A 24,970-nucleotide genomic window follows, 5' to 3' on the forward strand; every position below is an offset into this window, starting at 1 on the left:
GTATCCCACCCTGGAGCCACCGTGTCGGAAGCATTCATCGTCGGAGCCGTCCGCACCCCCGTCGGCCGCCGCAAGGGCGCGCTCAGCGGCGTCCACCCCGCCGATCTCGGCGCCCATGTGCTGAGTGCCCTGCTGGAACGCACCGGAGCCGACCCGGGCGCCGTCGACGACGTGTACTTCGGGTGCGTCAGCCAGCTCGGCGCACAGACCGGGAACATCGCACGCACCGCCTGGCTGTCGGCGGGGCTGCCGCAGCACGTGCCCGGCACCACCATCGACCGCCAGTGCGGTTCCTCCCAGCAGGCCGTGCACTTCGCCGCGCAGGCGGTCGGCTCCGGCGCCGCCGACCTGGTGGTCGCCGGTGGGGTGGAGGTGATGAGTCTGGTGCCCATCGCCAGCCCGATGGTCGTCGGTGAGCAGGCCGGCATGGGCAGCCCGTACGCGGGGGACGGGTGGCGCGAGCGCTTCGGGGACCAGGAGGTCTCGCAGTTCCGCGGGGCCGAGCTGATCGCCGAGAACTGGGGTGTCTCCCGCACCGACATGGAACGGTTCGCGCTCTCCAGCCACCAGCGGGCCCTCGCCGCCCAGGCCGACGGTGCCTTCGACGACGAGATCACCCCGGCCTTCGGGCTCGCCGCCGACGAGGGGCCGCGCGCCGACACCGGCCTCGAGAAGATGGCCGGTCTGAAGACCCTCACCGAGGGCGGCCGGCTCACCGCGGCCGTCGCCAGCCAGATCTCCGACGGCGCCGCCGCCCTGCTGATCGCCTCCCCGGAGGCGGTGCGCCGCCACGGTCTGACCCCGCTGGCCCGTGTGCACACCATGGCCGTGGTCGGCTCCGACCCGATCCAGATGCTGACCGGCCCGATCCCGGCGACCGAGAAGGTCCTGAAGAAGGCCGGTCTGTCGATCGGGGAGATCGACCTGGTCGAGATCAACGAGGCGTTCGCCTCGGTCGTCCTCGCCTGGCAGAAGGAGATCGGTGCCGCCCCGGAGCGGGTCAACGCCTTCGGCGGCGCCATCGCGCTCGGGCATCCGCTCGGTGCCACCGGGGCCCGGCTCATGACCACGCTCGTGCACCAACTGCGCAGGACCGGCGGGCGCTTTGGTCTGCAGACGATGTGCGAGGGCGGCGGCATGGCCAATGCGATCGTGCTGGAGCGCCTTTGACCGGAAGTCGATTGGCAACTGAGTTCAGCTTGGGGCTACTCTCGGGTACGCACGAGGCGGGCGGCAGCCAGGAGACAGGTCAGGCATGGCGACAAAGATCGTTGAACCGGAAGCGGGGCCGAGGTCCAAGCGCGCCGCCATTCTCGCGGCCGCCGTCGATCATTTCGGCGAGGCGGGCTTCGAGGCCACCAAGTGGTCCACCGTGGCGGAGCGGGTCGGCATCGGGCAGACCGCGCTGTACCACTACTTCGAGTCCAAGACCCACTGCCTGCTCACCATCATGCGGCTGGAGCTGCAGCGCTCCCACGACAAGTTCACGGAGGCGACGGCGGACGTCACGGACCCGGTGGAAGCGCTGCGGGCGGCTGTTCGCGCGGCGTACGACGTCTCCGACCAGGAGGTTCTGCAGATGCGCATCCTGCAGAACCACATGGACCTGCTCTCCGGCCCGCGCAAGTCCAAGCGTGAGGAGGCCGAGCGCGTCGCGGCCCGCCAGCTGGTCCAGGTCGTCGAACGGGACTGGACGAACCTGCTGGTCCGGGGCATGTCCCAGGGCGCGTTCCCGCTGCGCGACGCGCAACTGCTGGGGGCGAGCGTGCTGGGCCTGATCGTCAGCGTCTGGCGGTGGTACCGGCCGTCCGGACCGACGCCGCTGTCGGAGATCAGCGAACTGATCGAGGGCGCCTGCGTGCGGATGGTCGCCACGTGACGTCCTGAGCGTCCCGGTCTTGAGGCCCCCGGCGGATTTCCGTCGGGGGCTTTGTGCTATTGCCAGCCGTGTTTCCAGCGGATTACCATCCTAACTGAATTGAACTTGGCTCAGGTTGATCAGTTGGGAAGCGGTCGCCGACCGAAGGGGCTCACTCATGGCGTTGCGCGCATACATGGCCAGCATGGACAGCCGGCATCCGGAGCGGACGCTGGAACTGCTCGAACCCGACTTCCGCTTCCTCATCGCCCTGCCGGGCAAGGAGGTCACCGGCACGTCCAAAGAGGACTTCGCGGCGTACATCGCCGGCCGCGATGCCGTGGACCGGGCGCACGAGATCCTGCGGTACGGCCAGGACGGCGACCTGGAGACCGTCTACGGAGTGGTGACGCAGGGCGGGAGGTACACCGGCTCCTTCCTCTCGGCCGCGGTGATCTCGCCCGGTGGGCTCCTGGCGCGCTACCAGTCCTTCTTCACCACGTCCTTCGAACTCGTCGACTGGGCCGGGCAGGCCACGAGCGAGAGGAGCCGGACATGACAGACACCTCGACCGCGGCCCCCTTCCTCACCGCGTGGTTCGAGATCCTCGACGGGGACGATCCGTCCCGGATCCTCGACCTGATCAGCGACGACTTCTCGCTGTCCATCCTGTTCTCCACCGGCGGCGGCAACGCCACCGACTTCGCCGGCGGCCGCGCCGCCCTCGTGGGCTACCTCGAACAGCGCGAGAGGGGCACCCGCACCCACCACCGGCTGTCGGCGACCACGCTCGGCCAGGACGAGCTCTTCCTGGGCGAGGTCCGACGCGCGGGTGTCCCCGAGGCGAGCTTCGTCGCCGCCGGGCGGGTGAACGACGAGGGCCGGCTGCAGCGCCTGCTGATCGGCCGCTCGTCGGAGATCCGCTTCACCTGAGCCCACGACCGACCACGTAAAGAGGACCGTCATGTACAACCTCGTCCTGCTGGCAGCGCGCCCCCCGGAGTGGACGCACGAACGGTTCATCGCGTGGTGGCGCGGCGACCATGCGGAGCTGACCTGCCGCCTGCCAGGACTGCGTGCCTGGCGGCACACCGAGATCGACGCCGCTCTGGAGCCGCGCTCCGAAGGCTGGGACGGGATCTCCGTGCTCAGCTTCGGCTCCCCGGAGGACCTGCACAAGGCCCTCGCGAGCCCCGAGTGGGCCGAGGCCGTCGCACAGGTCGGCGACATGAAGGGACGCCGCATCGCGGTCATGGGGCACGAGGCGGAGATGTTCGCCGCCTGACGTTCGGGACATCGCAGCGAGGGACAAGATGCGACAGGTAGTGCGGGAGTTCCAGCAGAAGGCGCACGAGACGGACTTCGTCGCCGTCATCGACGACGCGGGCAGCCACACGGCACGGCAGCTGCTCGACGAGGCCACGGTGCTGGCGGCAGCGCTGTCCACCAAAAGGGCCGACGGAGCGGGCGGCACCGTCATGGTCCAGGCCGACAACTCATGGCGTACGGTCGCCGCCACCCTCGCCGTCGGACTGAGCGGTGGTGTCATCGCGGTCGTCAACCGGCACACCACACACGCCGAGTTCACCGCGGCCTGGGAGGACATCCGCCCGGACGCCGTGGTCGCCGAGCCCTCCGCGATGGACGAATGGGCGGTGGCCGACCGGTTGCCGGGCGGGCCGCGGAAGGTGCTCGACGGCTGGACGTGCCTGACCGCGCCCGACCGGCGTGACATTTCACGCTGGTCGGGTGGCGCGCTGATCGGCCTCACCTCCGGATCGACCGGGCGGCCCAAAGGCGTCGTACAGTCCGAGTCGGCCCTGCGCTATGCCGCCACGAGCACCATCACCGTCAACGGCCTGTCGCCCGGCGACGCCGTCGCCGCGATCGTGCCGCTGTCGTCGACGGCGGCCTACTGCTTCGGTGTCTACCTCTCCCTCCTGCTGCGCGGGCCGCTCGTCATGACGGGCAGGTGGGACAGGGCCGTCGCCCTGCGGCGGATGGCGGACGCCGATGTCCGCTGGACCATGTGCGTTCCGACCATGGCGCTGCAGATGGGCGCCGAGGCGGCCGGATCCGGTGTCCTGCGGGGCGTCCGGTCGATCACCGTCGGCGGTGGGCCGATGGACCGTGGAGCGCTGGCCCGGGCGGAGGAGTCCCTGGGCACGAAGATCCTCCGCGTCTTCGGCATGTCCGAGTGCCTCGGCCACACCTCGCCCAGCCCCGACGACCCCGAGGAGATCCGCCTCGGCAGAGACGGCCGCCCCTTCCCGGGCACGGACGTACGCGCGCTCACCCCCGACGGCGAGAGGGCCGGACCAGGCGTGACCGGCCGGGCCCAGGTGCGCGGACCTTCCCTCTTCCTCGGCTACGCCCGCGACGGCGAGGTGGCACCGGCCGCACTGACTCAGGACGGCTACCTGCCGACCGGCGACCTGCTGATGACCCACGAGGACGGCACCATCAGCATCATGGGCCGCGAGAAGGACATCATCATCCGCGGCGGCCGCAACATCGACATCACCGAGATAGAACGCGCGGTCGCCAGTTACCCCCGCGTGGCCAGGGTCTGTGTCGCGGCGGTTCCCGACGACGTGCTCGGTGAGCGCGTGGCACTGCTCGTCGTCACCGAGGACGGCGGCGGCATCGGCCTGGCCGAGGTGACCGGGCATCTGGAGAGCGTCGGCCTCTCCAAGACCAAATGGCCCGAATTCGTCTACGGGATCCAGGAGTTGCCCCAGACCAAGGTCGGCAAACTCGACCGGAGCGGGGCCCGGGACCTGGCCGTCAGACTGCATGCCCGGACCACCGACGACCACGCCTGACGAGGCGACCATCCGCACGACCGTGCCGTCACCCATGCTCACGGGCATGATCCCGGGGCGGCGACCACCAAGGAGGATCATGACAACGCGGTTCGACCAGGGCCCGTGGGCCGCAGCCGGAGTGCAGACCGTGCAGCCCGGGGTGCACCGCGTTCCCCTGCCCCTTCCCAACGACGGCCTGCACGCGGTCAACGTCTACCTGCTGGAGGACCTCGCCGACGACGGGGGGATCGTCATGATCGACGGCGGCTGGGCGATCCCCGAGGCGCGCAAGGCGCTCGAGGAAGCCCTGTCCGCCATCGGCCGCGACCTCGGCGACCTCAGTCACATCCTGGTCACCCACATCCACCGCGACCACTACACGCAGGCGGTGGAACTGCGCCGCCTGCTGGGCTCGCGCGTCTACCTCGGCGCCGGGGAACGTCCCGGTCTGGAGATGCTCGACCGGCTGCGCAGCGACGAACCCGTGAGCTCGTTGGAGACCCTGACCAGGGCAGGGGCCGGCGAACTGGCGGGCCGTATCCGGGCGATGGACCACGGCGGTTTCGACCCGAGCGTGTGGGAGGCCCCTGACCGGTGGCTCGCCGCCGAGACCCTCCGCTTCGGCGACCGCGAGCTGCGTGTCGTACCGACTCCGGGACACACCAAGGGGCATGTGGTCTTCCTGGACGAGCAGCGGGGCCTGCTGTTCTCCGGGGACCACGTCCTGCCGCACATCACTCCGTCCATCGGCTTCGAACTGTCCGAGCCGGGCGGCCGGCCGCTCGCGGACTACCTGGACTCGCTGCGGCTGATGAACCGGTACGCCGACGCCCGCCTGCTGCCCGCGCACGGCCCGGTCTCCGACAGCACGCACACCCGGGTCGCCGAGTTGCTCGCCCACCACGACGACCGGCTGGCCAGGAGCCTGACGACGTTGGGCGAGGACACGCTCGACGCCCACGCGGTGGCGCGCAAGCTCGGATGGACGCGCCGGGCGGTGGCGTTCGGCGAGCTGAGCGCCTTCAACCAGATGCTCGCGGTCAACGAGACGGCGGCGCACCTGGATGTCCTCGTGCTCCAGGGGCGGGTGAGCGCGGCGTTCGTGGGCGGCGTGCATCAGTACACACGGGTGCGGTGACCTCGCCGGCGAAGGAGGGGCTCCGGGCCGGCCGCCCCTCCTCGGGCTCCCGGGTCAGCGTGCCGTCCAACCACCGTCCACGTACAGCTCGGAGCCGGTGACGAAGCTCGCGTCCTCGGAGGCGAGGAACGCCACCGCTCCCGCGACCTCGTCGGGTCGGCCCAGCCGCCCCAACGGGGTGCCCTCGACCATCGCCGTGTGCCGGGCCGTGCCCCGCCACAGTTCGCGGGAGCGGGGCGTTTCGATGAAGCCGGGGTGGATCGAGTTGACGCGTACCCCGCGCGTGGCCCAGTGCAGCGCGGCGTTCTTCGTCATCAGCCGGACCGCTCCCTTGGCCGCGTGGTACGAGAACTGGCTTCCGAAGCCGCCGACCGTACCGAAGATCGAGGCGATGTTGACGATGGAGCCCCCACCGGAGCGCTCGATCGCGGGCCCGCCGTGCTTCATGCCGAGCCAGACACCGGTCTGCGTGACGCCGATGACCTTGTCCCAGGATTCCCGGGTCTCCGTCTCCACGGTCCGCGTCTCGGCGATGCCCGCGTTGTTGACGAGCACGGACAGCCCACCCAGCTCGGCGGTCACCCGCTCGACCGTGCGGCGCCACGCCTCCTCGTCACCGACGTCGAGGGCCAGGCCGATCGCGCGCGCCCCGTCGTCGGCCAGTTCCTTCGCGAGGGCCTCACACCTGCCGGCGTCCACGTCGGTCACCGCCACCGCGGCGCCCTCCGCGGCCAGCCGGCGTACGACGGCCTCTCCTATGCCACCGGTCGCTCCGGTCACCAGGGCGATCATTGCGGACAGCCGGTCTCGCACGGTTCCTCCTCGGATTTCGTCGAATGCGTCGGTGTCGGTGGCCGAGTGGGGTGAGTGGCCTGGTCAGGACAGCAGTTCCAACCCGGAGCGCAGCAGCGCCGGGACCGCGGAGCCGACCTGCTCGAAGCCGGTGCCGACGGTCTGCCCCGCGCGGTAGCGGGCGTGGATGCCCTCGGCGATGACCGCGAGCTTGAAGCAGCCCAGCGCCTGGTAGAAGGGCAGGGCGCTGATGTCCCGGCCGGAGCGCGCGGCGTACCGTTCGGCCAGTTCCTGGCCCGCGGGGAAGCCTGGGTTGGCCGTGGGAACGTGGCGCGCCCCGAGCACCGGTTCGCAGACCGGGTCCCAGTACATGAGCAGCATTCCGAGGTCGGCGAGAGGATCACCGAGCGTGGCCATCTCCCAGTCGACGATCGCGGCGATCCGCCCGACGTCACCGGGTTGCAGGATGGTGTTGTCGAGGCGGTAGTCGCCGTGCACGATCGTCGCCGCGCCGCTCTCGGGCAGGGCTCCGGCGAGCCGCCCGTGCAGCGCTTCGACGTCGGGCAGAGCGCGGGTGGCGACCTTGTCCCACTGGCTGCGCCACCGCCGCACCTGGCGCTCCAGATAGCCGCCCGGACGGCCGAAGTCGCCGAGCCCGACGGCGAAGACGTCGACCGAGTGCAGTGCCACCAGGGCGTCGACCAGCGCATCGGCGCTGCGCCGTGCGTCGGCCCGGGGCAGCGCGGCGACCTCGTCACCGTCGCGCAGTACGGCGCCCTCCACGAAGTCGACGACGCAGAACGGCGCTCCGATCACGGTGGGGTCCGTGCACGACAGCACAGCCCGGGCCACCGGTACTCCGGTGCCGCCGAGCGCGGCGACGACGCGGTACTCACGGTCCATGTCGTGCGCGGTCGGTGTGAGCACACCCAGCGGTGGCCGGCGCAGCACCCACCGGTGTGCCCCATCGGTCACCTCGTAGGTGAGGTTGGAGCGCCCACCGTGCAGCAGCTCCACCCGCAACGGGCCCGAGCACTCGGGCACATGCTGTTCGAAGTAGCGCCGCAGGGCGGGACCGTCGATGCCGACCACGGCCGTGTCCGCCGCGGCCGCTGTCCCTCGCCGGGGTGCCGTCACCGTGGCCTTCGGTGAGCCGTCCGACGGGGTCATCGCGCCGCCCTCCGCTCCCGCGCCGCCCGCACCGCGCGCTTGGCGATGGCCCAGCGGTGGGTCTCGGACGGGCCGTCGTAGATCCGGAACGGACGCACCTCCCGGTACAACCGGGACAGCGGGGCGTCCCCGGAGATGCCGAGCGCGCCGCACACCTGCACGGCCCGGTCGACCACGCGGTTCACCGCCTCCGAGACGTACGTCTTCGCGATCGAGGTGTGCTGGGCGGCCGGGCGACCCTGGTCCAGTTCCCAGCAGGCCCGCAGCAGCACCGCGCGACTGGTCTCGATGTCGATCTCGGAGTCGGCCAGCAACTGCTGCACCATGCCCAGTTCGGCCAGCGGTTTGCCGAAGGCCGTGCGATCGGCCGCGCGCTCCAGGGCGATGTCCTGTGCCCGGCGCGCCACCCCGAGCCAGCGCATGCAGTGCGTCATACGCGCGGGCCCGAGACGCACCTGGGCGTACGTGAAGCCCTGGTCCACCTCGCCCAGCACGGCGCCCTCGCCGACCTCGCAGCCGTCGAGGACGACCTCGCTGTGCCCGCCGAACAGGCCCTGGTCCAGTGTGTCGATGTTCCGGACGACCTTCATGCCCGGGTTGTCGGCGTCGACGAGGAACATCGTCGCGCCGCCCGCGTCACCCGGGACGCCGCTGGTGCGAGCCATGCAGATGGCGAAGCCGGCGCCGTCGGCGCCGCTGATGAACCACTTGCGGCCGTCGATCCGCCAGCCGCCGCCGCTCCTCGTCGCCGTGGTGGCCAGCGCACGAGGGTCGGCCCCCGCGCCCGGTGCCGGCTCGGTCATCGCGAAACAGGAGCGCACCTCACCGGCCGCCAGCGGGCGCAGATACCGCTCCTTCTGTTCCTCGGTGGCGACCACTTCGAGCAGGTGCGTGTTGCCCTCGTCGGGCGCCGCGCAGTTGAGTGCGAGAGGGCCGAGCAACGAGTATCCGGCCGCCTCGAACACCACTGCCTGGCCGCAGAGATCGAGTCCGAGCCCGCCCCACCCCACCCCCACGTGAGGAGCGAACACCCCTGCGGCCCGGGCCGCCTCCTGCAACCGACGCCGCAGCGGCTCCGGCCCGTCATGGACGTTCCCGTCGCATGCCTGCTCCTGCGGCAGCACGACGTCCCGGACGAACTCAGTGGTGCGCCGCGCGATGTCGGCGACCCTCTCGTCGGTCTCGAACCCGATCGACACATTGACCCCTGACGTCGGCTACTGGGTATTAGCCATCACAAGGGCAGTAGGTATGAATGTCAAGAGGCACGCAGCTAACAGCCAATAGCCATGTGCCTGCATCGAGCGCCAGTCTGCTCACTCGTAGGCGTGGTCGAAGAGCTCCTGCCGCGCCTGGCCGGTCAGGCGTCGTGGCTCTCAGGGCTGAGCGCCCGCAGGTCCGTGATCAGCCCTGCCTCCGAAGGTGAGGACTCTTCTGATGCCGCGCACCGTCGCGGCGGCGGACCTCGGGGAGTTCGCCGCCGCCGTCACCGAAGCCCATGGGGTGCCGCCCGGGCACGCCCGTCTGCGGACACGTTGGTGACCGCCGAACTGTGGGGGCACCCCTCGCACGGAGTGCTGCGTCTGCCGTGGTACCTCGCCCGCATCGCCGCCGGCGCGACCGCCGCCCCGGAGATCGTCGCCGGCAACCGCGCGGTGCCGCCGCCGGACGTGCGGCGAAGAAGTCGGTGCTGGGACTGGGCGGCTCGGACGCCTTCGTCGTCCTCGCCGACTCCCATGTCGAACGGGCCGCGAAGGCCGCCGTCAGAACCCGGTTCACCAACTCCGGCCGGAGCTGCGTGTGCGCCAAGCGGTTCATCGTCCACTGGCCGTCGCGGACGCGTTCACCACCGCGTTCGTGAACGGCGTGGAAGCCCTGCGCCTCGGCGACCCGCGCGATCCGGGCACGCAGGTCGGCCGCTGGCCCGGGACGACCTGCGCGCGACGATCCGGCGGCAGGTCGAGGAGTCGGTGGCGGCAGGGGCCCCTGCTGACCGGGGGCAAGCCGGTGCCGGGCGAGGGCTGGTTCCACCGGCCGACCGAACTGGCCGACACCGGCCCGGGCATGGCCGCCTTCGACGAGGAGACCTTCGGCCCCCTGGCCGCCCTGACCGTCGCCCGCGACGACGAGGACGCCGTCCGGCTCGCCGACGCCACCGCCTACGGACCGGGCCTGAGCGTGTGGACCCCCGACACGGCGCGTGGAGTCGGCCTCGCCCGCCGCATCACCAGCGGCGCGGCGTTCGTCAACGCTGGCCGCCGCCGGCATCCGCGAGTCCACCGACACCCGCACCTACTGGGTGGCCGACTCCCCGGGCGAGGAGTAGCACACACCCCATCGCCCTGCCGGACCGCTGTCCCGCAGGGCGATACGCACCCGCCGTCGACGCCGGGTGCGGGGGAGTGCCGTCGTGAATTCAGGCCCGGTTGATCCGTGCGGCGATACCGTGACCGACCAGCAAATAGATGACCGCCGGAAGACCATAATTGAGGACGACGCGTAGACCTTCTGTGTCCATCGTGAAAATGTCCTGAGCCCACCCGGACAGCCAGTCCGCCATTCCGTGCACGAACTCGACGAAGGGGTTCGACTGGTTGGCGTCGAGCAGATACAGCACGATCCACAGGCCCAGCAGACCGGCCGCGACGTCGGCAATCGTGCAGATGGTCAGAGCCGCGCGCCGCCCAGCGGCATGGTTGCGCGCGGAGTGGTCGGGTCCCGGGGGCGGGGGCGGCGGCGGGTCGTACGACTGGTATCCAGAAGCAGGGCCGGTGTTACTCACGAGGAATCCCATCTGCTGTGTTCATTCGCCGGCCTGCCCTCGACGTATTGGATTCGGCCGAGGTTGGCCATTTCTGTCCACTACAGCGCCTGGGAATCGTCGCCGTGTTACACCCGCTATTCGGGGAAACCAGAATATGGCCCCCTGTCGAGTCACATACCCAAAATTCCACCCACGCGGCATATTTCAGGCACCCCGAAGCGGGCGACCTGTCAGTCCAGGTTCTTCTCCACCGGCGCGAACAGGGCTCAAGGGTGGCCATGACCTCCGGGTGGATCGAGTCCAGGGCCTCGGCGAAACCCCTGGAGTCCGGACACGCCCTGAAGCCTGAGCCACCTACCGAATCCATCCATCGAGCGCAAGAAACAGCCTCCGACGGTGCCGGCACGGTGGAATAACCTCGTCCCTGGAGACGTCCGGTGCCACGTGGGCCCGTGAGGGGGAGGCAATGGTGCTCGGTAGGGGGACGCGGTTGCTCGCGGGCGCCATGGCCGTGGTCTGCATGGTGCTCGTCGGCCCCAGCGCACCGGCCGGTTCCCTCTTCGCCGGGTCACCGCCGCTCCGAGCCGCCAGGGATGTCGTACCGAACCGGGTCATGACGTGGAACCTCTGCAACCCCTGCGCGGTGAGCGACGTCGACCGGGCAGCGGAGATCGCGACGTACGCTCCCCAGGTCATCGGCTTCCAGGAAGCGTGCGTCCGCGACGTCGAGAGGATCCGGGACTATCTGCGCAACCTGCACGGGCTGGTCTACCACGTCGAGTACGGGACGGTGCTCAGGAACTGGGGCCGCTGCGGCGGACTTCCGTGGAACCCGGGTGGCTTCGGCCAGGCGGTCCTCTCGGCGGCGCCGATGACCGAACCCGTCAACGTGGAGTACCCCGACGGCGGATCCGAGGACCGTGGGTACATGGCCGTCACCACCACCGTGGGTGGCCGGCCCGTCCGGGTCTTCAACACGCATCTCGCCCAACGACGTCAAGAGGCGGTCCGGGCGGACCAGGCGGGCGTCCTCGCCGGGGAAGTCGCCCGGCACGACCGCGCGATCGTTCTCGGCGACTTCAACGCCGTGCCGGACGCCCCGGAGCTCAGGCCGATATGGGCACTGGCCACCGACACGGACCCCCAGTGCCACCCCTCGCCCACCGGCACCTGCCAGCCGACCACCGACTGGCAGAGCAAGTTCGACTACGTCTTCCTGCGGGGCATCGTCCCGCTCCGGCACCGTGTGCATCCGAGCCCCTACTCGGACCACCACCTGCTGCACACCGATGTCGACGCGACCTGACTCAGGAGCTGGCGTTGTTTCGTTTGCCGATGAGGTCCCGGTACAGGGCCGCGCGTTCCTCATGGGTCTTCGCCTGGGCGAACTCCGCTTTCCAGGCCTTCTCCAGGTCTTTGAGCCGCTGCACCCAGTCGCCGAACTCCTGCAGGTCGACGAGGCGCTGGTTGGCGCTGAGGGGGGCCTTGGCGGCGGGCTTGTCGTCCTTGTGGCCGCCGAAGTGGCTCACGGGGTTGTTGTTCTTCTCGCTGCTGGTCACGCCGTGTTCGTAACCGTCGGGGGTCCTGCCGCCCGGCCCGGCGGTCTCGATGCCCACCTGGAACCCTCCGTCACGCTTGCGGGTCGGCGGTTTGTACCCCATGAACACGTGCCCGTACGACTCGTCCGGCAGGATGGTGTCGCCGTGGTAGTCGTTGTTCCCCATGCCGCCGACGGCCGCGGGCAGTCCGTAGAGGTGGCTGTGGGGATCGAGCCAGTTCTGAACCGTGGCCCCGATCTCGCCCTTCTCCACGAAGTCGCCCCGCGTCCCGTCCGGCTTGTTGTCGTCGATCTCCATGTGGTGTGTGCCGAACTTTCGCCGATACACCGGCGCCTCCGGCGTGGACCTGGGCTCCCAGGGCTTGCGGTCCTCCTTGGTGATGTGGAGCCACTGGGGCAGCTCGTAGCCGTGCTGGCCGTCGGACAGCTGCGGGATGCGGATGTTGACGCGACCGCCGTAGGCCAGGGCGTGGGCGACGTCGTCCTTGAAGTCCTCGTGCATGCCCGCCTCCGGGTTGAAGACCTTCAGCCCCTCCTTCAGGATCAGGAAGATCTTGGTCAGCAACTCGGTGCCGCGCTCGACGCGCTGCCTGTGCTTGTCGGCGTCCGGTACGTCGTCGCTGATGCCGGGAGGCAGGAGCGTCTTGATGAAGGTCTGGAAGATCTGCTCGTTCCGCTCCGCCTTGAGCTGCTCCTTCTCGGACTCCGGGGTCTCCTCGGCGTGCATGGCCATGTGGTGGCCGAGCCGGTAGTCCGACCGGGTGGGCTTGGCCGGTGGCTTCCCCTGGCCGCGATCCTCGACGTTCTGCTGCCACCGCAGGGTGGTCACGAGCAGGCGCATGCCCTCGGGCTGCTGGAGAAAACTGCGGAAATTGCCGGCCTTGATGTAAGCCTCGGCTTCGGCGTGGGTGCAGATGCCCACGGTCTTCAGCCACTTGGGGTCCTCGGACTCCACCGCCCTGATCGCCTGAAGCTCCGCGCCGGTGAACATCGGGCCACTACGCACCCGTTTGTGGATGACTGCCCGTACGTCCTTGTTCCTGATCTCGCGGTCGCCGCCGACGAGCAGTCGCGCCAGACGGACCATGGCCGGGGGCGAGGCCGTGGCCGGGGACTCGGTCGTGCCTGCGGGCCCGGTCGTGCCCGCAGGCCCGGTCGTGGAGGCGGGCCCGGTCGTGGAGGCGGGACCGGGCCGGTCCGCCCGCTGGACGGGCACGTCCCCGTCCACGCTGCGCTGCACCGCCCCGCCGGGTGCGGCGGCCCCGGGCAGCGACAGGTCGGGGGCCGCGCCCCGGGCCATCTTCCGGCCGTTGGAACCGGCGCTCCTCTCGAAAGGATCCTTGGGGTGTGAGACCCTCTCGCCCCTGCTGTTGGCGGTGCCGGACACCGTTCCCAGCGCCTGCTGGCGTACGTGGTCGACCTCTTCGTACATCACCTCGTCGCTGACGCGGTCCTCGCCGAGCACGATGTGGGGGCCGGTGGTGTAGGCCAGGGCCTCGAGTCCCTCGGCCGAGCGCTGGGCGACGGGGTCGCTGTGCACACGCACATGGCCGAAGCTCATGCCGTAGGCCCGCTCGGCCCGCTGGAGGATGCGCGGCTCCAGCGGACTGCCGGGGGAGGAGCCGATGGCGTCGCGAACCGATGGCGCCCGCTGGACCGGCACGGCCCCGTCCGCGTCGCGTCCCACGGGCTCGCTCTGCTCCCCTTCGCGGTGGTGCTCGTCCCGGGCCCGCTGGACGGCGCGCGTCACCGCTGCGTTTCCCGCGGCCTGTTGGAGGGCCATGAGCGGTGGCGGGGCGGAGGTCGCCCGGGACGTGGGGCGTCCGCCGACGCGGTCAGCGTTCGAGCGGTCTTCTGCGTGGGTACGCATACGCGGTTCCCCTTCGTTCGACTCGGGCCCTTCCCTCTTACCCGACGGGTGCCGGCGGCGGGGAGGTCCGCAGGGGCAGAACCGGGGGCAGTCCTGCCGGGTGACGGGACCGCGAGGCGCCCGGCTCGGTCAGGAAGGGGCTGTGGGACCGACCGGAGTGTCTCCGCGCAGCGTGATGCGATGCATGACGCGATGCTGGCCGCCGTAGTCGCGGTTGGCGTAGTGGGCCGTGCCGCGGTTGTCCCACAGCGCGACGTCACCCGGCTGCCAGCGATGCCGTACGACGTGCTCGGGCTTGGTGAGATGGGCGTACAGGATGTCGAGGATGCCCCGGCTCTCGTGTTCCGAGACGCCCACGATGTGCGAGGTGAAACCGGGGTTCACGAACAGGCCCTTGCGGCCGCTCTCCGGATGCACCCGCACCACGGGGTGCTCCACCGGCTTCAGTTCGGTGAACACCTCGCCGTCCCACAGGTTGCCCTCACCCTGACGGTGCTGGGCGAGGTAGTAACCGAACTCGCGGCTGCCGTCGTGGGACGGCGGTCAGCGTGTCGACGTAGGCCCGCAGGCCCGGCGACAGCGACTCGTAGGCGAGCTGGCTGTCCGCCCAGTTGGTGTCGCCGCCACTGGGCGGCAGCACCACGGCCCGCAGGACGGAGATCGCCGGCGGCCGCCGTACGAACGTCACGTCCGTGTGCCACACGTCGGCGAATCCGTTGTCCTGGCTGTCCAGCGCGTACACCTCTTGGGCGACGTCTCCGGAATCGTGGACCGGGTGCCCGACGGTGACCTCGCCCAGGCGTCTGCCGAACTCGATCTGCGCGGCGTCGTCGAGGGTGTGCTGGCCACGCACGAAGAGCACCTTGTACGCCACGAGCGCTTCCCGCACCGCCAGGACCTGGCCGTCGTCGAGGCGTCCGAGGTCGATGCCGTTGATCTCGGCGCCGAAGCGGGGGCCGAGTTCGGTGACGGGCAGCCGGGTCACGGCGGGCCGTTCGCTGAGAATGCTCACCTGTGTGTCCTTTCCTGGGTACGGGGATCAGGCCGCCGCGGCGGCTTTGACGGCGTGGGCGACCTGCGCGCGCAGCTCGGCGAACTCGGTCGACTCGCGCAGCTCCTCGGCGTCGACGTCGCCGCGCGGCAGGGTGATCGGCAGGTCCAGAGCCACGGTCCCGGGGCTCTTGGTCAGCACCACGATGCGCGAGCCGAGGAACACCGCCTCGTCCGCCGAGTGCGTCACGAACACCGCGGTCCGCCCGGTCCGGTCGGTCACGCGGCGGACGTCCTCCTGGAGCCGTTCCCGGGTCAGCGCGTCCAGCGCCGCGAACGGCTCGTCGAGCAGGAGGAGCGGGTTCTCGGCGGCGAGTGCCCGGGCGATGGCGACGCGTTGCTGCTGACCGCCGGAGATCTCCCAGGTGCGCCGCTTCCCGGTGCCCTCGAGACCGACCCGGGCCAGCAACTCCGCGCGCCGCTGCGGCCATCGGGCGCGCTCGACACCGGCGTACCGCAGCGCCAGATCGACGTTGCCCCGCACGGTCCGCCACGGGAACAGCCGCGGCGTCTGGAACACCACACCGGCCGCCTCACCGGGCCGCGGCTCGGCGCCCGAGACCCGCACCGATCCCTGGGTGGGCCGCTCGAAGCCGGCGATGAGTCGCAGCAGTGTGCTCTTGCCGCAGCCGGAGGCGCCCACCAGGACCAGGAACTCCCCGGCCGGGACGGTCAGGTCGACCGGCCCTACAGCGGTGAAGGTCTCGCTTCCCCGGCCGTACCGGTGGGTGACGTGGTCGAGGCGGACGGACCCGGCACCTGCGGTGTCCGCCCCTGCCGTGCTCTCGGTGGTCTCACTTGAGGACATCGGGCAGCCCCTTGAGATAGAACGCTTCGCGGACGACGTCCTTGGACGGCGCGGCGCCGATCTGCTTCTGGTCGGCCAGGAACCGACCCGTGTCGGTGACGTACGTGAGCAGCTTGCCCGGGCTGCCGTCGGTGCCCAGCCAGTCGGCGGAGACCACCTGCTCCGGGGTGAGGAACACCCCCTGCGAGAGTTGCGCCTTGGCATCTGCCGCGCTGATGCCGAGCTCGGCCGCGACCGCCTTGACCGTGCCGTCCGGGTCGGACTTGATCAGGCGCAGCGCCTCGGCCTCCGCCTTGCGCCAGGCATCGATCGCCTTGGGGTCCCTGGCGATCAGGTCGTCCGACACGACGGCCAGGTCGAGGGTCGGCTTGCCCGCCGCGCCGATCTCCTTGCTGCTGGTGAGCTGGGTTCCGGTCTTGCGCAGCTCGTCCAGGGTCGGCAGCCAGACGTAGGCGGCGTCGATGTCGCCCCGCTGCCAGGCGGCGAGGAGAGGCTGCGGCTGAAGGTCGATGAGCTCGACGTCCGACTGCTTCAGACCGGCCCCCTTGAGCGCCGAGAGCAGGCTGTAGTGCGAGGTGGAGGCGAAGGGAGTGGCTATCTTCTTGCCCTTGAGCCCTGCGACGTCGGAGATGCCGGTGGCCTTGCGCGCCACCAGGGCCTCGTTGTCGCCCGCGACGTCGAGGATCCACGCCACCTTGTACGGGATGGGTGAACTGCCGGACACCCCACGGGCGAACGGGCTGGAACCCAGCGCGGCGATGTCGAGGGACTTGCCGATGAACGCCTGGTTGACGCTGGCCCCGGAGTCGAACTTGATCCAGTTGATCTCGTAGTCCGGCAGCGCCTTCTCCAGCAGCTTTCTGTTCTTCACGAGCAGGTCGCCGCTGGGGAAGGCGAAGTAGCCGATGCGCAGCCGCTTGGAGCCGCCGGACGTCGACGCCCCACTGCCGGAGGAGCAGCCGGTGACGGCCGCGGACGCGGCGGCCAGGGCGCCGCCGAGGAGGAGACGGCGGGACGGGCCTCGGGAGGCAGGGGACATGGCGGAGCCGTTTCTGTGCGGAGGGAAGGAAAGGAAGGGGACTAGACGCGACCGCGCCACGGCACCACCGCGCGTTCGAGCCGCAGCAGCAGGCCGTCGATGATCAGGCCGGAGACACCGATGGCGATGATGCCGACGAGCACGACAGGGGTGTTGTTGTAGTTGGCGGCGTCCTTGACCATGCCGCCGATCCCGGGCAGTCCGTTGACCAACTCGGCGGCGACCAGGGACGAGTAGGCCACCCCCACGGCGAGCCGGACTCCGGTGAGCGTCTCCGGCAGCGCGGACGGGACGAGGACGTCCCTGACGACGTCCCAGCGGGACGCGCCGAGCGCCCGGGCGGCCTCGATCAGACTCTTCGGTACGGCCGCGACGGCCGTGGTGGTGGACACCGCCACGGGCGGGAAGGCGGCCACGGCCAGCAGCGTGACCTTCGGCTCCTCGTTGATGCCCAGCCAGATGATGAGCAGCGAGAAGTACGCCAGCGGCGGCAGGGTCCGCAGGAACGTGATCCAGGGCTCGAAGAGCGAGCGCACCCAGCCGACGGTGCCCATGAGCAGTCCGAAGATCACCCCGGCGGCGATGCCGAGACCGGCCCCGATCGCGATGCGCCGCAGGCTGATGCCCAGGTGCTCGACGAGCATGGTGCCGTTGTAGCCCCGTACCCCGCCGTGCGTGGTGGAGACGTCGATGAACGCCGCCCACACCTTGGCCGGCGGCGGAACCAGTGTCTCGCTCCACGTCCCGCTCGCCGCCAGCAGCTGCCACAGGACGAGGAAGAGCAGGAGAGAGCCGAACGGCAGCACGGCAGGGCGCAGGCGCGCCCACACGCCCCGCGTCGGTGCACGAGGCTCCGGCGGTACGTCGGCCGGATCAACAGGCTTGTGAAGAGTGGGAGTTGTGGACACGGGCGTCCTCCAGGGGGCGCGCCGGGACATGAGCAGCCGCCGCCCGGGGGACGGGCGGCCGGCCCCGAGCGAGAGTCATGCCGAACGAGGGGAGAGAGCGCGCTCTCCGCGAGCTGTGACAGCGCGCGGGAACCGCCCCGATGCGGGTGGTGTCACCGCAGGCAGGGCGCGTCAGAGAAGACGGGTCAGCAACAACACGAGCCCGGACGCCGGCACAGGTCGATGACCAGGCGTCGCACCAGGGACTCGGAATTCATGAGGCATATTTCTACAGCAGCCGCGGCTCGCCACCAACCGGCGTCCACTTTCTGGAACACGTCTCTGCGCACACGTCGTGAGCGGAGTCGCACTTGAGCTCGACGGGGTGGCTCACGCACAATGCCTGGCATGACCGCTGCCGCCGACATCCTCGTGGGACGACTGCACGTCGATCTGTGCCGCCAGTCCAGCGCCACCTGTCGCGGCTGACGACCACCAGCCCATGAGCCCCCTGACGGCGTAAGGCCGCAGGGTCGTCAGCCTTCGCGCGTCCGCATCCCCCCACGGCAGCACGCGCACCGGTCAAGGCTGCGCCGACCCCCTTTCACGCGCCCTCGCGTGCCCCGACGCGTCCATCGACGTACCTCACCGCGTCGGCATGCCCGCACGCCGTCCTCCGCACCCCACTCGGAGTCACATGTCCACCCATGCCCTTGGCGGTGGTTCGCGATGAGCACCGCACCCGTACCGTCGCAGACGTCCCCGGCCCACACGCCGGAACAGGATCACCCTGCTCCGCACCGGCTGAGGACCGTCGTGCTCGCCAGCCTGCTCGGCACCACCGTGGAGTGGTACGACTTCTTCCTCTACAGCACGGCCGCCGGGCTCGTCTTCGACAAGCTGTTCTTCCCCACGTCCAACGGCACGATCGGCACGATGCTGTCCTTCGCGACGTTCGCCGTGGGCTTCGTCGCCCGCCCCGTGGGCGGTCTGCTCTTCGGGCACATCGGAGACCGGATCGGCCGCAAGCACACCCTGGCCTTCACCATGGGGCTGATGGGCGTCTCCACCGCCCTGATCGGGCTGTTGCCCACCTATCAGCAGGTCGGCGTCCTCGCCCCCGCGCTGCTGCTGGTCCTGCGTGTCGCGCAGGGCGTGGCACTGGGCGGGGAGTGGGCCGGGGCCGTGCTGCTGGCCGTGGAGTACGGGCCCGCCGGCCGCAAGGGCCGCTTCGGCAGCTACCCGCAGGTGGGGCTGGCCCTCGGACTGGCCCTGGGAACAGGCGTGTTCGCGCTGCTCAGTGAGGCGCTCAGCGACGAGGCGTTCCTCGCCTACGGGTGGCGGATCGCCTTCCTGGTCAGCCTGGTGCTCGTGGTGGTCGGACTGACCGTACGGCTGAAGATCGACGAGACACCGGCCTTCCGCGCCGTACGCCGCCTCCAGGAACTGCCGCGCTCCGCGCCGCTGGTCGAGCTGGTACGTGCGCCGCAAGCACGCCGGCACGTCCTGCTGGGGATGCTCGCCCGGTGGGGTGAGGGGGCGGCCTTCAACACCTGGGCCGTCTTCGCCATCACCTACGCGACCGGAACGCTGGAGCTGGACCGTACGCCGGTGCTGCTCGCGGTCACCGCGGCGGCACTGGTGATGGGCGTGCTGATACCGGTGTCCGGGGCGGTGGTCGACCGCCGCGGTGCCCGCCGGGTGTACATCATCGGCATGGCCGCGTTCTCCGTCTCGGTCTTTCCGGCGTTCTGGCTCTTCGGCACCGGCGGGACCTGGGCCTTCACGGCCGCACTGGTCGTGACGCTGGGGGTGGTGCACGCCTGGTTCTACGGCGCCCAGGGCACCCTGTTCGCCGCCCTCTTCGCCACCCCGGTCCGGTACACGGGCATGTCGTTCGTCTACCAGGTGTCCGGCATCTTCGCGTCCGGCATCACCCCGCTGATCATGACCGCTCTGCTGGCTCTCGGTTCGGGCAGCCCCTGGTGGGCCTGTGGCTACCTGGCGCTGACCGGACTGGTCAGTGCGTGGGCGACCGCCCGGCTGCGGGACGGGGATCTGCACGTGCCGACGGGGCGGACCCACCTGACGGAGGCCGGCGTGAACGCGGCCCACGACACGATCGGACACACATGAGACCCGAATTCCTCTGGTACATCCCCAACACCGTCGAACCGGGCCACCGCGGCGACGACACGACGACCGGCTGGGGCTCCCTCGACTTCTCCACCGACCTCGCCCGCACGGCGGAGCGACACGGCTGGGGCGGCGCGCTGATCGGAACGGGCTGGGGCCGGCCGGACACCTTCACCGTCGCCACCGCGCTGGCCGCCCGGACCACCACCTTCAAACCCCTGATAGCCATCCGGCCCGGCTACTGGCAGCCCGCGCACTTCGCCACCGCCGCCGCGACACTCGACCAACTCAGCCGTGGCCGGGTCCTGATCAACATCGTCAGCGGCCTCGACAACCCGGCCGCCTACGGCGACACCCGCACCGATCCCGCGCAACGGTACGCGCGCACCCGGGAGTTCCTGCATCTCGTACGACGACTGTGGACCGAGGAGGACGTGACGTTCACCGGCGAGCACTTCCAGGTCGAGCGGTCCACGGTGACACCACGACCGTACGCGACTGAAGGGAGGGAACACCCGACGCTGTACTTCGGTGGTGCCTCGGAAGCCGCCGAACGGGTGTCTGCGGCGGAGGCGGACGTACAGCTCTTCTGGGGCGAGCCCCTCGACGGGGTCGCCGAACGCATCGACCGGCTGAAGGCGTTGAGCGAGCAGGTGGACCGCAGGCACAAGCCCCTGGAGTTCGGGCTGCGGATCACCACGCTCGTACGCGACACCACCGAGGAGGCCTGGCGGGCGGCCGAGGAGAAGACCGCGACGATGGCGGAGGCCGGGGCGCGCGAGCTGACGTGGACGGGCAACCGCAGGACCGCCGTCGGACAACAGCGGCTCCTCGACCTCACCGCGCGCGGGGAGGTGCTCGACACGTGCCTCTACACGACGCCCGGCAGGTTCGGCGGTGGGGGAGCGGGGACCACCTGGCTGGTCGGCTCGCCCGCCGACGTCGCCACGGCTCTGGAGAGCTACCGCAAGCTCGGCATCACCCATTTCGTGCTCTCCGACACCCCCTACAAACAGGAGACCATCCGCATCGGCGACCAACTCCTGCCCAGACTGCGTTGATGGCGAGGGAGTTGAGTCGCGTCAGCCGAACAGGACGAGGAACAACTGGACGGGTACCAGGGCGATCCCCAGAGCGAGGAAGACCCCGGTGACGATCAGGCCGCCCACGGTCTCGATCACGCGGGGCAACAGAGGCATCGGTGAGTACGTGCGCCGGGGATCACGGGGGTCATACGTGACCTGGATCTCCGCCGCCAAGTGGTGACGGCTGAGGAACTCGTGCGGGGTTCCTTCCGCGTCGGCGAACACGAACCGCCGCTTCTTCGACTCGTAGCCGGACCAGACAGCGGTGACGGTGACGCCGTGACGGCGCAGACTCACCCACTTCCACACTTCGCGGATCATGCCCACAACCAATAGGACGCCCACTGTGAGGGGCAGGACACCGAGAGCGGGCGCCATCCACCGCATGGGCTCGCCCAGCACGGCGACCGTGGTGACGGTGGCGAGGTACGCGATGAACAGGAGCCAGGCCAAGGCAACGCCGGGGGAGGGGAGCGGCACACGGGCAGGCGCGTCAGGTGTGACGTTTTTCGACGACGAGGGCATGACCGTATGACGTCCGGGGCAGGGCGGAGGTTGCACCGGCGGTCGGCGGGTCCGGAACTCACGCCTTCCGCCGGGGGCTGCGCTCTTTCGGGCGCACAGCCTTGTCAACTGCCGCTCCAGACCGGGGCGTCCGTGCCCCACAGGCCCGGTGGGCGTGCCCAGTCCGCCGGGCCTCCCTCGTACGACACCGGCGGCAGCGCGTACCGCAGCAGGCCCATGGGGCTGTCGGTCTCGCTCATCCTGCGCTCGGCGTGGAAGCCGTCGTCATCGCCCGGAGCAGGGGCCAGGCCGTGGACCAGCCAGTGCGCGGTCTGTGCCAGGGCCAGACGGACCAGCCGGGTGCCGCCCGTGCGGTGCTGCTCGGTGAGCGCGCGCAGCACCCCGGCCGCCAGCAGATAACCGGTGCCGTGGTCCAGTGCCTGGGCGGGCAGTGCACCGGGCGAGTCCGGCGAACCCTCCAGCTCGGCGATGCCGGTGGCCACTTGGACCAGGCTGTCGAAGCCGCGCCGTTCGTGCCATGGCCCGTAGCGGCCCCACGCGGACAGCTGGGCGATCACGAGACCTGGACGTCGCCCGGCCAGTGCCTCGGGCGTCAGCCCGAACCGCTCCAGCGCGCCCGGCCGGTAACCGGTGACCACCACGTCCGCGTCGTCGAGCAGCTCCTCGAAGACCCGGCGGCCGGTGGCGTCTCCCAGGTCCAGGGTGGTCGACCGTTTCCCCATCCCCGTGTCGTTGTGGGCTTCCTGACTCTCCGGCAGGTGTGGGGCATCGATCCGTAGTACGTCAGCGCCGAGCAACGCCAGAGTTCGGGTGGCGACCGGCCCGGCGAGCACGCGGGTCAGATCCAGGACGCGCAGCCCCGCACACGGCAGCGCGGCGTCACCGAGCACCCGGACCGGGGCGTCATCGACGCGCGCCGTCGTCAGCAGTGGCTGTCCCGCGGCCAGGGCCCCCTGCTCACTCCTGGCCCACTCCTCGGGGCCGCGCGCCGCGACGGCCAGACCGCCCGCCGCGTACACGGTTTCCTCCACCTCCAGCGCGGTACGCTCCGCGATCGCCCCGGCCACCGCGTCCACCACCGCATCGCCGCAGTCCCCCGGTACCCCGAGAGCGGCGAGCAATCGGGCCCGATGGTGCGGGTAATTGGCGTGCGTACGGACCCACCCGTCGGACGCCCGCCAGAACCGGGACAGCGGGGCGAAGGTCGACCACGCTTGCCCGTCGACCCGCACCAGCCGGTCGCTGAGGAACGCCGTCGCGACCGCCTCGTCGTCGACGCGGACCCGGGGCGCGGGCCGCCCCGTGCGTACGGAAACGAGCTCGGAGGCCGCGAGCGAGCACACGGCGACGGTGGCCCGCGCCAGCTCCAGGACGGGCAGCCGCGCTGGAAGCCCTCCGGACGGGCCGCCGTACGACACCCGGTCGAGCAGTGAAGAATCGGCACCCAGTGCCGCCCAAGCTTGGACCGTACCTGCGGAGATCGGCGAACCCATACTCCCATTATGGCACTGAGTGCCACATAGCCAAGAGTGTCACTGTGCCCCGACCGCCTCGGTTCACAGGTGCGCGACGCCGACCGTGGGACCGTCCGGTCGGGTCACCAGTCGCACCAGGTCCACCCACGTGGCCTGGAGACGCTCGGTCCCCGCCGACTCCGTCGAACGAGGTCTGAAGGACACGGTGACGTTCGCCCTGCAGGGCTGAGAGCCGTAGGTGGCTCGGCCTGCGCCGGTCACCCCGGCTTTGGCAAGGTGGCGCGGCAGGGTGTGCACGTCACCCCGCGGTGATCATGCCGGGAGGTCGGGCTTGGGTCGATGCAGCGAAGGCGTCGTCGTCGGAGTAGCCGAACCAGGCGGGAAGGTCGTGTTTATGGGGGGTATAACCTCAACCCCCCAAGGGGCGGCCGATAGTTGCCTTGGACGGTCACCGCCTCCCGGACCGGGCCTTCTCAGCTGATACCGGCGAGTCAGTCACGGACCTGCCGGTCGGCGTCGTCCATGTCGTTCCGTGAGACGTCTCGCCGACGAAGAACCGCGGTGTCGGCGTCGGGCCGGCGGTGGCTGAGGCCTCCACGAAACCGGCCTCGCCGCGTCCGAGGAAGGTCGCGTCCATGGGGGGTACCACCTCAACCTCCCTCAACGGCAACCGACGCCGACGGGACCACGAGCACGCTTCAGCCCCGGCTCCGGGCCTCTCCAGGTGGTCGAAGGCGACGTCCGTCATCTGGTGACAACCCGACGGGCCACGCACCGGACGTGACAACAAGCAACTGGTGACAGCTACCGCGTCCCGTCAGCAATGCCGAGCACCCGTCGGGTCTCGGCGGCGATCTGCTGCGTCTCGCCGGTGGCGACCACGAGGACCGGGACCCCTCTCACCGCCTGATCGATGCGTCGGTGGCCTTCCCGCATCAAGTCTTCCAGCTCAGGGACGAGCAGCCCGCCTCGTACACCGAGAACAGTCAGGGCCGAGCAGATCTCCTCGCGTACCTCGGGTTGGTCCTCGCCGATCTCCCCGGTGAAGACCAGGGCGTCCAGCCGGTCCAGCGAGGCGGCCATCGAGGCGATGCCCCTGCGGCAGCTGAGTGTGAACGTCGCCAGCGCCAACGCGGCCGCGGCATCGCCCTCCGCGCGGGCGCGCACCAGGTCCCGGGTGTCTCCCGAGGTACCGGAGAGGCCGAGCAGACCGGAATGCCGGTGGAGTGTGTCATCCAATTCGTCCGTGCTCAGACCGTGCCGCCGCTGCAGCCACAGCAGCGCGCCGGGGTCGAGGCTGCCACTGCGCCGGCTCATCACCAGCCCTTCCAGCGGAGTGAGGCCCATGGTGGTGTCCACGCTGCGACCGTTGCGGACGGCGCAGGCCGAGCAGCCGCCGCCCAAGTGCACGAGCACGACCTGGAGGTTGTCGACGGGCCGGCCCAGGGCCTGCGCCGTCCTCTGCAGTGCCCACGAGTAGGAAAGCCCGTGGAAGCCGTAACGGCGCAGCCCGTATTCGGCTCGCCATCGCTCCGGCACGGCGTACGTGCGCGCCTGTGCCGGCAGATCCTTGTGAAAGACAGTGTCGAAGCAGGCGACATGAGGAGCGTCGGGCAGGAGTTCTCGTGCGGCATCGACCACACGCAGGGCAGGAGTCACGTGCAACGGCGCGAGATCGGCGACGTCCGACAGCAGAGCCCGTACGCGTGCGTCGATCAGCGTATGTTCCGTCAGGTGCGGACCGCTGTGGACGATGCGGTGACCAACCGCCGCAGGAGCGGGCACCTCGCTGAGGAAGTTCCGCAGTTCCGCCGCCGCGGCAGGCCCCGGAGGCTCCGAGGCGTCTCGAACCGCCACCCGTTCACCGTCCGCCGCGAACAGAGCGATGTGAAGGCTCGAAGAGCCGGCAGCCAGGACCAGTACGTGCCCATCACGGCTCTCCTGGGAGCGGTCAGCACTCATCACACACCTCCAGTGCACCTGTGGAAACGTCGACGGGATCGACCTG

27 protein-coding genes are annotated in these 24,970 nt (G+C 70.5%); 13 read left to right on the top strand and 14 right to left on the bottom strand.

Going from position 1 to position 24,970, the window contains the following annotated elements:
- The first annotated feature begins 21 nt into the window (after positions 1–21).
- The 7 genes from SSQG_RS37085 to SSQG_RS37115 all read left to right on the top strand — a co-directional run bounded on the left by SSQG_RS37085 (position 22) and on the right by SSQG_RS37115 (position 5,803).
- Positions 22–1,170: an acetyl-CoA C-acetyltransferase gene (locus SSQG_RS37085; RefSeq protein ID WP_003995142.1), complete on the top strand. Its 1,149-nt coding sequence runs from the start codon at positions 22–24 to the stop codon at positions 1,168–1,170.
- 85 nt (positions 1,171–1,255) lie between these two features.
- Positions 1,256–1,879 (top strand): TetR/AcrR family transcriptional regulator, encoded by a 624-nt coding sequence (locus SSQG_RS37090; protein WP_003995143.1) that lies wholly within the window; start codon positions 1,256–1,258, stop codon positions 1,877–1,879.
- Between the two features lie 157 nt (positions 1,880–2,036).
- Positions 2,037–2,417, top strand: coding sequence for a nuclear transport factor 2 family protein (locus SSQG_RS37095; RefSeq protein WP_003995144.1), 381 nt, complete (start codon positions 2,037–2,039; stop codon positions 2,415–2,417).
- The gene (locus SSQG_RS37100) at positions 2,414–2,791 is read left to right on the top strand and encodes a nuclear transport factor 2 family protein (protein WP_039934466.1); all 378 of its coding nucleotides are present in this window, start codon (positions 2,414–2,416) and stop codon (positions 2,789–2,791) included. The genes SSQG_RS37095 and SSQG_RS37100 overlap by 4 nt, the downstream gene beginning before the upstream one ends.
- Positions 2,792–2,822: 31 nt before the next feature.
- Positions 2,823–3,143 carry an EthD family reductase gene (locus SSQG_RS37105; protein WP_003995146.1) on the top strand — a complete coding sequence of 107 codons (321 nt, stop codon included), beginning with the start codon at positions 2,823–2,825 and terminating at the stop codon, positions 3,141–3,143.
- A gap of 28 nt (positions 3,144–3,171) precedes the next feature.
- Positions 3,172–4,683 carry a class I adenylate-forming enzyme family protein gene (locus tag SSQG_RS37110; RefSeq protein WP_003995147.1) on the top strand — a complete coding sequence of 504 codons (1,512 nt, stop codon included), beginning with the start codon at positions 3,172–3,174 and terminating at the stop codon, positions 4,681–4,683.
- A gap of 79 nt (positions 4,684–4,762) precedes the next feature.
- Positions 4,763–5,803 carry an MBL fold metallo-hydrolase gene (locus SSQG_RS37115; RefSeq protein WP_003995148.1) on the top strand — a complete coding sequence of 347 codons (1,041 nt, stop codon included), beginning with the start codon at positions 4,763–4,765 and terminating at the stop codon, positions 5,801–5,803.
- 54 nt (positions 5,804–5,857) lie between these two features.
- Here the strand turns inward: SSQG_RS37115 and SSQG_RS37120 are convergent, their stop codons facing one another.
- The 3 genes from SSQG_RS37120 to SSQG_RS37130 form a co-directional block, all read right to left on the bottom strand.
- Positions 5,858–6,616 carry an SDR family NAD(P)-dependent oxidoreductase gene (locus tag SSQG_RS37120; RefSeq protein WP_003995149.1) on the bottom strand — a complete coding sequence of 253 codons (759 nt, stop codon included), beginning with the start codon at positions 6,614–6,616 and terminating at the stop codon, positions 5,858–5,860.
- Between the two features lie 63 nt (positions 6,617–6,679).
- Positions 6,680–7,765: a phosphotransferase family protein gene (locus SSQG_RS37125; RefSeq protein ID WP_078506989.1), complete on the bottom strand. Its 1,086-nt coding sequence runs from the start codon at positions 7,763–7,765 to the stop codon at positions 6,680–6,682.
- Positions 7,762–8,964 carry an acyl-CoA dehydrogenase family protein gene (locus tag SSQG_RS37130; protein ID WP_003995151.1) on the bottom strand — a complete coding sequence of 401 codons (1,203 nt, stop codon included), beginning with the start codon at positions 8,962–8,964 and terminating at the stop codon, positions 7,762–7,764. Before SSQG_RS37130 ends, SSQG_RS37125 begins: the two co-directional genes overlap by 4 nt.
- A 299-nt stretch (positions 8,965–9,263) precedes the next feature.
- Here SSQG_RS37130 and SSQG_RS43580 point away from each other — a divergent pair, with 299 nt between their 5' ends.
- On the top strand, positions 9,264–9,626 hold the full coding sequence (locus tag SSQG_RS43580; protein WP_276327112.1) for an aldehyde dehydrogenase family protein: 363 nt from the start codon (positions 9,264–9,266) through the stop codon (positions 9,624–9,626).
- Positions 9,566–10,195: an aldehyde dehydrogenase family protein gene (locus SSQG_RS43305; RefSeq protein ID WP_244299404.1), complete on the top strand. Its 630-nt coding sequence runs from the start codon at positions 9,566–9,568 to the stop codon at positions 10,193–10,195. The genes SSQG_RS43580 and SSQG_RS43305 overlap by 61 nt, the downstream gene beginning before the upstream one ends.
- On the opposite strand, the gene SSQG_RS37140 is transcribed toward SSQG_RS43305, so the two are convergent.
- On the bottom strand, positions 10,182–10,547 hold the full coding sequence (locus tag SSQG_RS37140; RefSeq protein ID WP_003995153.1) for a hypothetical protein: 366 nt from the start codon (positions 10,545–10,547) through the stop codon (positions 10,182–10,184). The two genes, SSQG_RS43305 and SSQG_RS37140, sit on opposite strands and share 14 nt — an antisense overlap.
- A gap of 448 nt (positions 10,548–10,995) precedes the next feature.
- Between SSQG_RS37140 and SSQG_RS37145 the strand changes: the two genes are divergently transcribed.
- The gene (locus SSQG_RS37145; RefSeq protein WP_039934467.1) at positions 10,996–11,835 is read left to right on the top strand and encodes an endonuclease/exonuclease/phosphatase family protein; all 840 of its coding nucleotides are present in this window, start codon (positions 10,996–10,998) and stop codon (positions 11,833–11,835) included.
- A gap of 1 nt (position 11,836) precedes the next feature.
- On the opposite strand, the gene SSQG_RS38435 is transcribed toward SSQG_RS37145, so the two are convergent.
- The 6 genes from SSQG_RS38435 to SSQG_RS37175 all read right to left on the bottom strand — a co-directional run bounded on the left by SSQG_RS38435 (position 11,837) and on the right by SSQG_RS37175 (position 17,672).
- Positions 11,837–13,837, bottom strand: coding sequence for an eCIS core domain-containing protein (locus tag SSQG_RS38435; protein ID WP_052310403.1), 2,001 nt, complete (start codon positions 13,835–13,837; stop codon positions 11,837–11,839).
- Positions 13,838–14,086: 249 nt separating this feature from the next.
- The gene (locus SSQG_RS43585; RefSeq protein WP_276327113.1) at positions 14,087–14,416 is read right to left on the bottom strand and encodes a TauD/TfdA dioxygenase family protein; all 330 of its coding nucleotides are present in this window, start codon (positions 14,414–14,416) and stop codon (positions 14,087–14,089) included.
- Positions 14,417–14,438: 22 nt separating this feature from the next.
- The gene (locus tag SSQG_RS43590) at positions 14,439–14,969 is read right to left on the bottom strand and encodes a TauD/TfdA dioxygenase family protein (RefSeq protein ID WP_276327114.1); all 531 of its coding nucleotides are present in this window, start codon (positions 14,967–14,969) and stop codon (positions 14,439–14,441) included.
- Between the two features lie 27 nt (positions 14,970–14,996).
- Entirely contained in the window at positions 14,997–15,815 is an 819-nt protein-coding gene (locus SSQG_RS37165; RefSeq protein ID WP_003995157.1) for an ABC transporter ATP-binding protein, read from the bottom strand.
- Positions 15,802–16,854, bottom strand: a complete 1,053-nt coding sequence (locus SSQG_RS37170) for an ABC transporter substrate-binding protein (protein ID WP_003995158.1) — start codon at positions 16,852–16,854, stop codon at positions 15,802–15,804. The genes SSQG_RS37165 and SSQG_RS37170 overlap by 14 nt, the downstream gene beginning before the upstream one ends.
- A 41-nt stretch (positions 16,855–16,895) precedes the next feature.
- Positions 16,896–17,672, bottom strand: a complete 777-nt coding sequence (locus SSQG_RS37175; protein ID WP_039935785.1) for an ABC transporter permease — start codon at positions 17,670–17,672, stop codon at positions 16,896–16,898.
- Positions 17,673–18,149: 477 nt separating this feature from the next.
- On the opposite strand from SSQG_RS37175, the gene SSQG_RS44180 reads away from it, so the two are divergent.
- From SSQG_RS44180 to SSQG_RS37185, 3 genes are all read left to right on the top strand, one after another.
- A complete protein-coding gene (locus tag SSQG_RS44180; protein WP_359890358.1) occupies positions 18,150–18,230 on the top strand; it encodes a putative leader peptide in 81 nt (26 codons plus the stop codon).
- Positions 18,231–18,470: 240 nt separating this feature from the next.
- On the top strand, positions 18,471–19,877 hold the full coding sequence (locus tag SSQG_RS37180) for an MFS transporter (RefSeq protein ID WP_003995161.1): 1,407 nt from the start codon (positions 18,471–18,473) through the stop codon (positions 19,875–19,877).
- Positions 19,874–20,938, top strand: a complete 1,065-nt coding sequence (locus SSQG_RS37185; RefSeq protein WP_003995162.1) for an LLM class flavin-dependent oxidoreductase — start codon at positions 19,874–19,876, stop codon at positions 20,936–20,938. Before SSQG_RS37180 ends, SSQG_RS37185 begins: the two co-directional genes overlap by 4 nt.
- 21 nt (positions 20,939–20,959) lie before the next feature.
- On the opposite strand, the gene SSQG_RS37190 is transcribed toward SSQG_RS37185, so the two are convergent.
- From SSQG_RS37190 to SSQG_RS37200, 4 genes are all read right to left on the bottom strand, one after another.
- On the bottom strand, positions 20,960–21,415 hold the full coding sequence (locus tag SSQG_RS37190; protein WP_158681171.1) for a hypothetical protein: 456 nt from the start codon (positions 21,413–21,415) through the stop codon (positions 20,960–20,962).
- Positions 21,416–21,591: 176 nt separating this feature from the next.
- Positions 21,592–22,980 carry a CoA transferase gene (locus tag SSQG_RS37195; protein ID WP_003995164.1) on the bottom strand — a complete coding sequence of 463 codons (1,389 nt, stop codon included), beginning with the start codon at positions 22,978–22,980 and terminating at the stop codon, positions 21,592–21,594.
- Between the two features lie 430 nt (positions 22,981–23,410).
- Complete coding sequence (locus tag SSQG_RS41605) at positions 23,411–23,710, bottom strand: hypothetical protein (RefSeq protein WP_158681173.1); 300 nt, start codon at positions 23,708–23,710, stop codon at positions 23,411–23,413.
- A 56-nt stretch (positions 23,711–23,766) separates the two neighbouring features.
- Entirely contained in the window at positions 23,767–24,819 is a 1,053-nt protein-coding gene (locus tag SSQG_RS37200; RefSeq protein WP_244299410.1) for an acetate/propionate family kinase, read from the bottom strand.
- Positions 24,820–24,970: the final 151 nt, after the last annotated feature.

Source organism: Streptomyces viridochromogenes DSM 40736 (assembly GCF_000158955.1).
In the GTDB taxonomy this organism is placed as follows: domain Bacteria; phylum Actinomycetota; class Actinomycetes; order Streptomycetales; family Streptomycetaceae; genus Streptomyces; species Streptomyces venetus.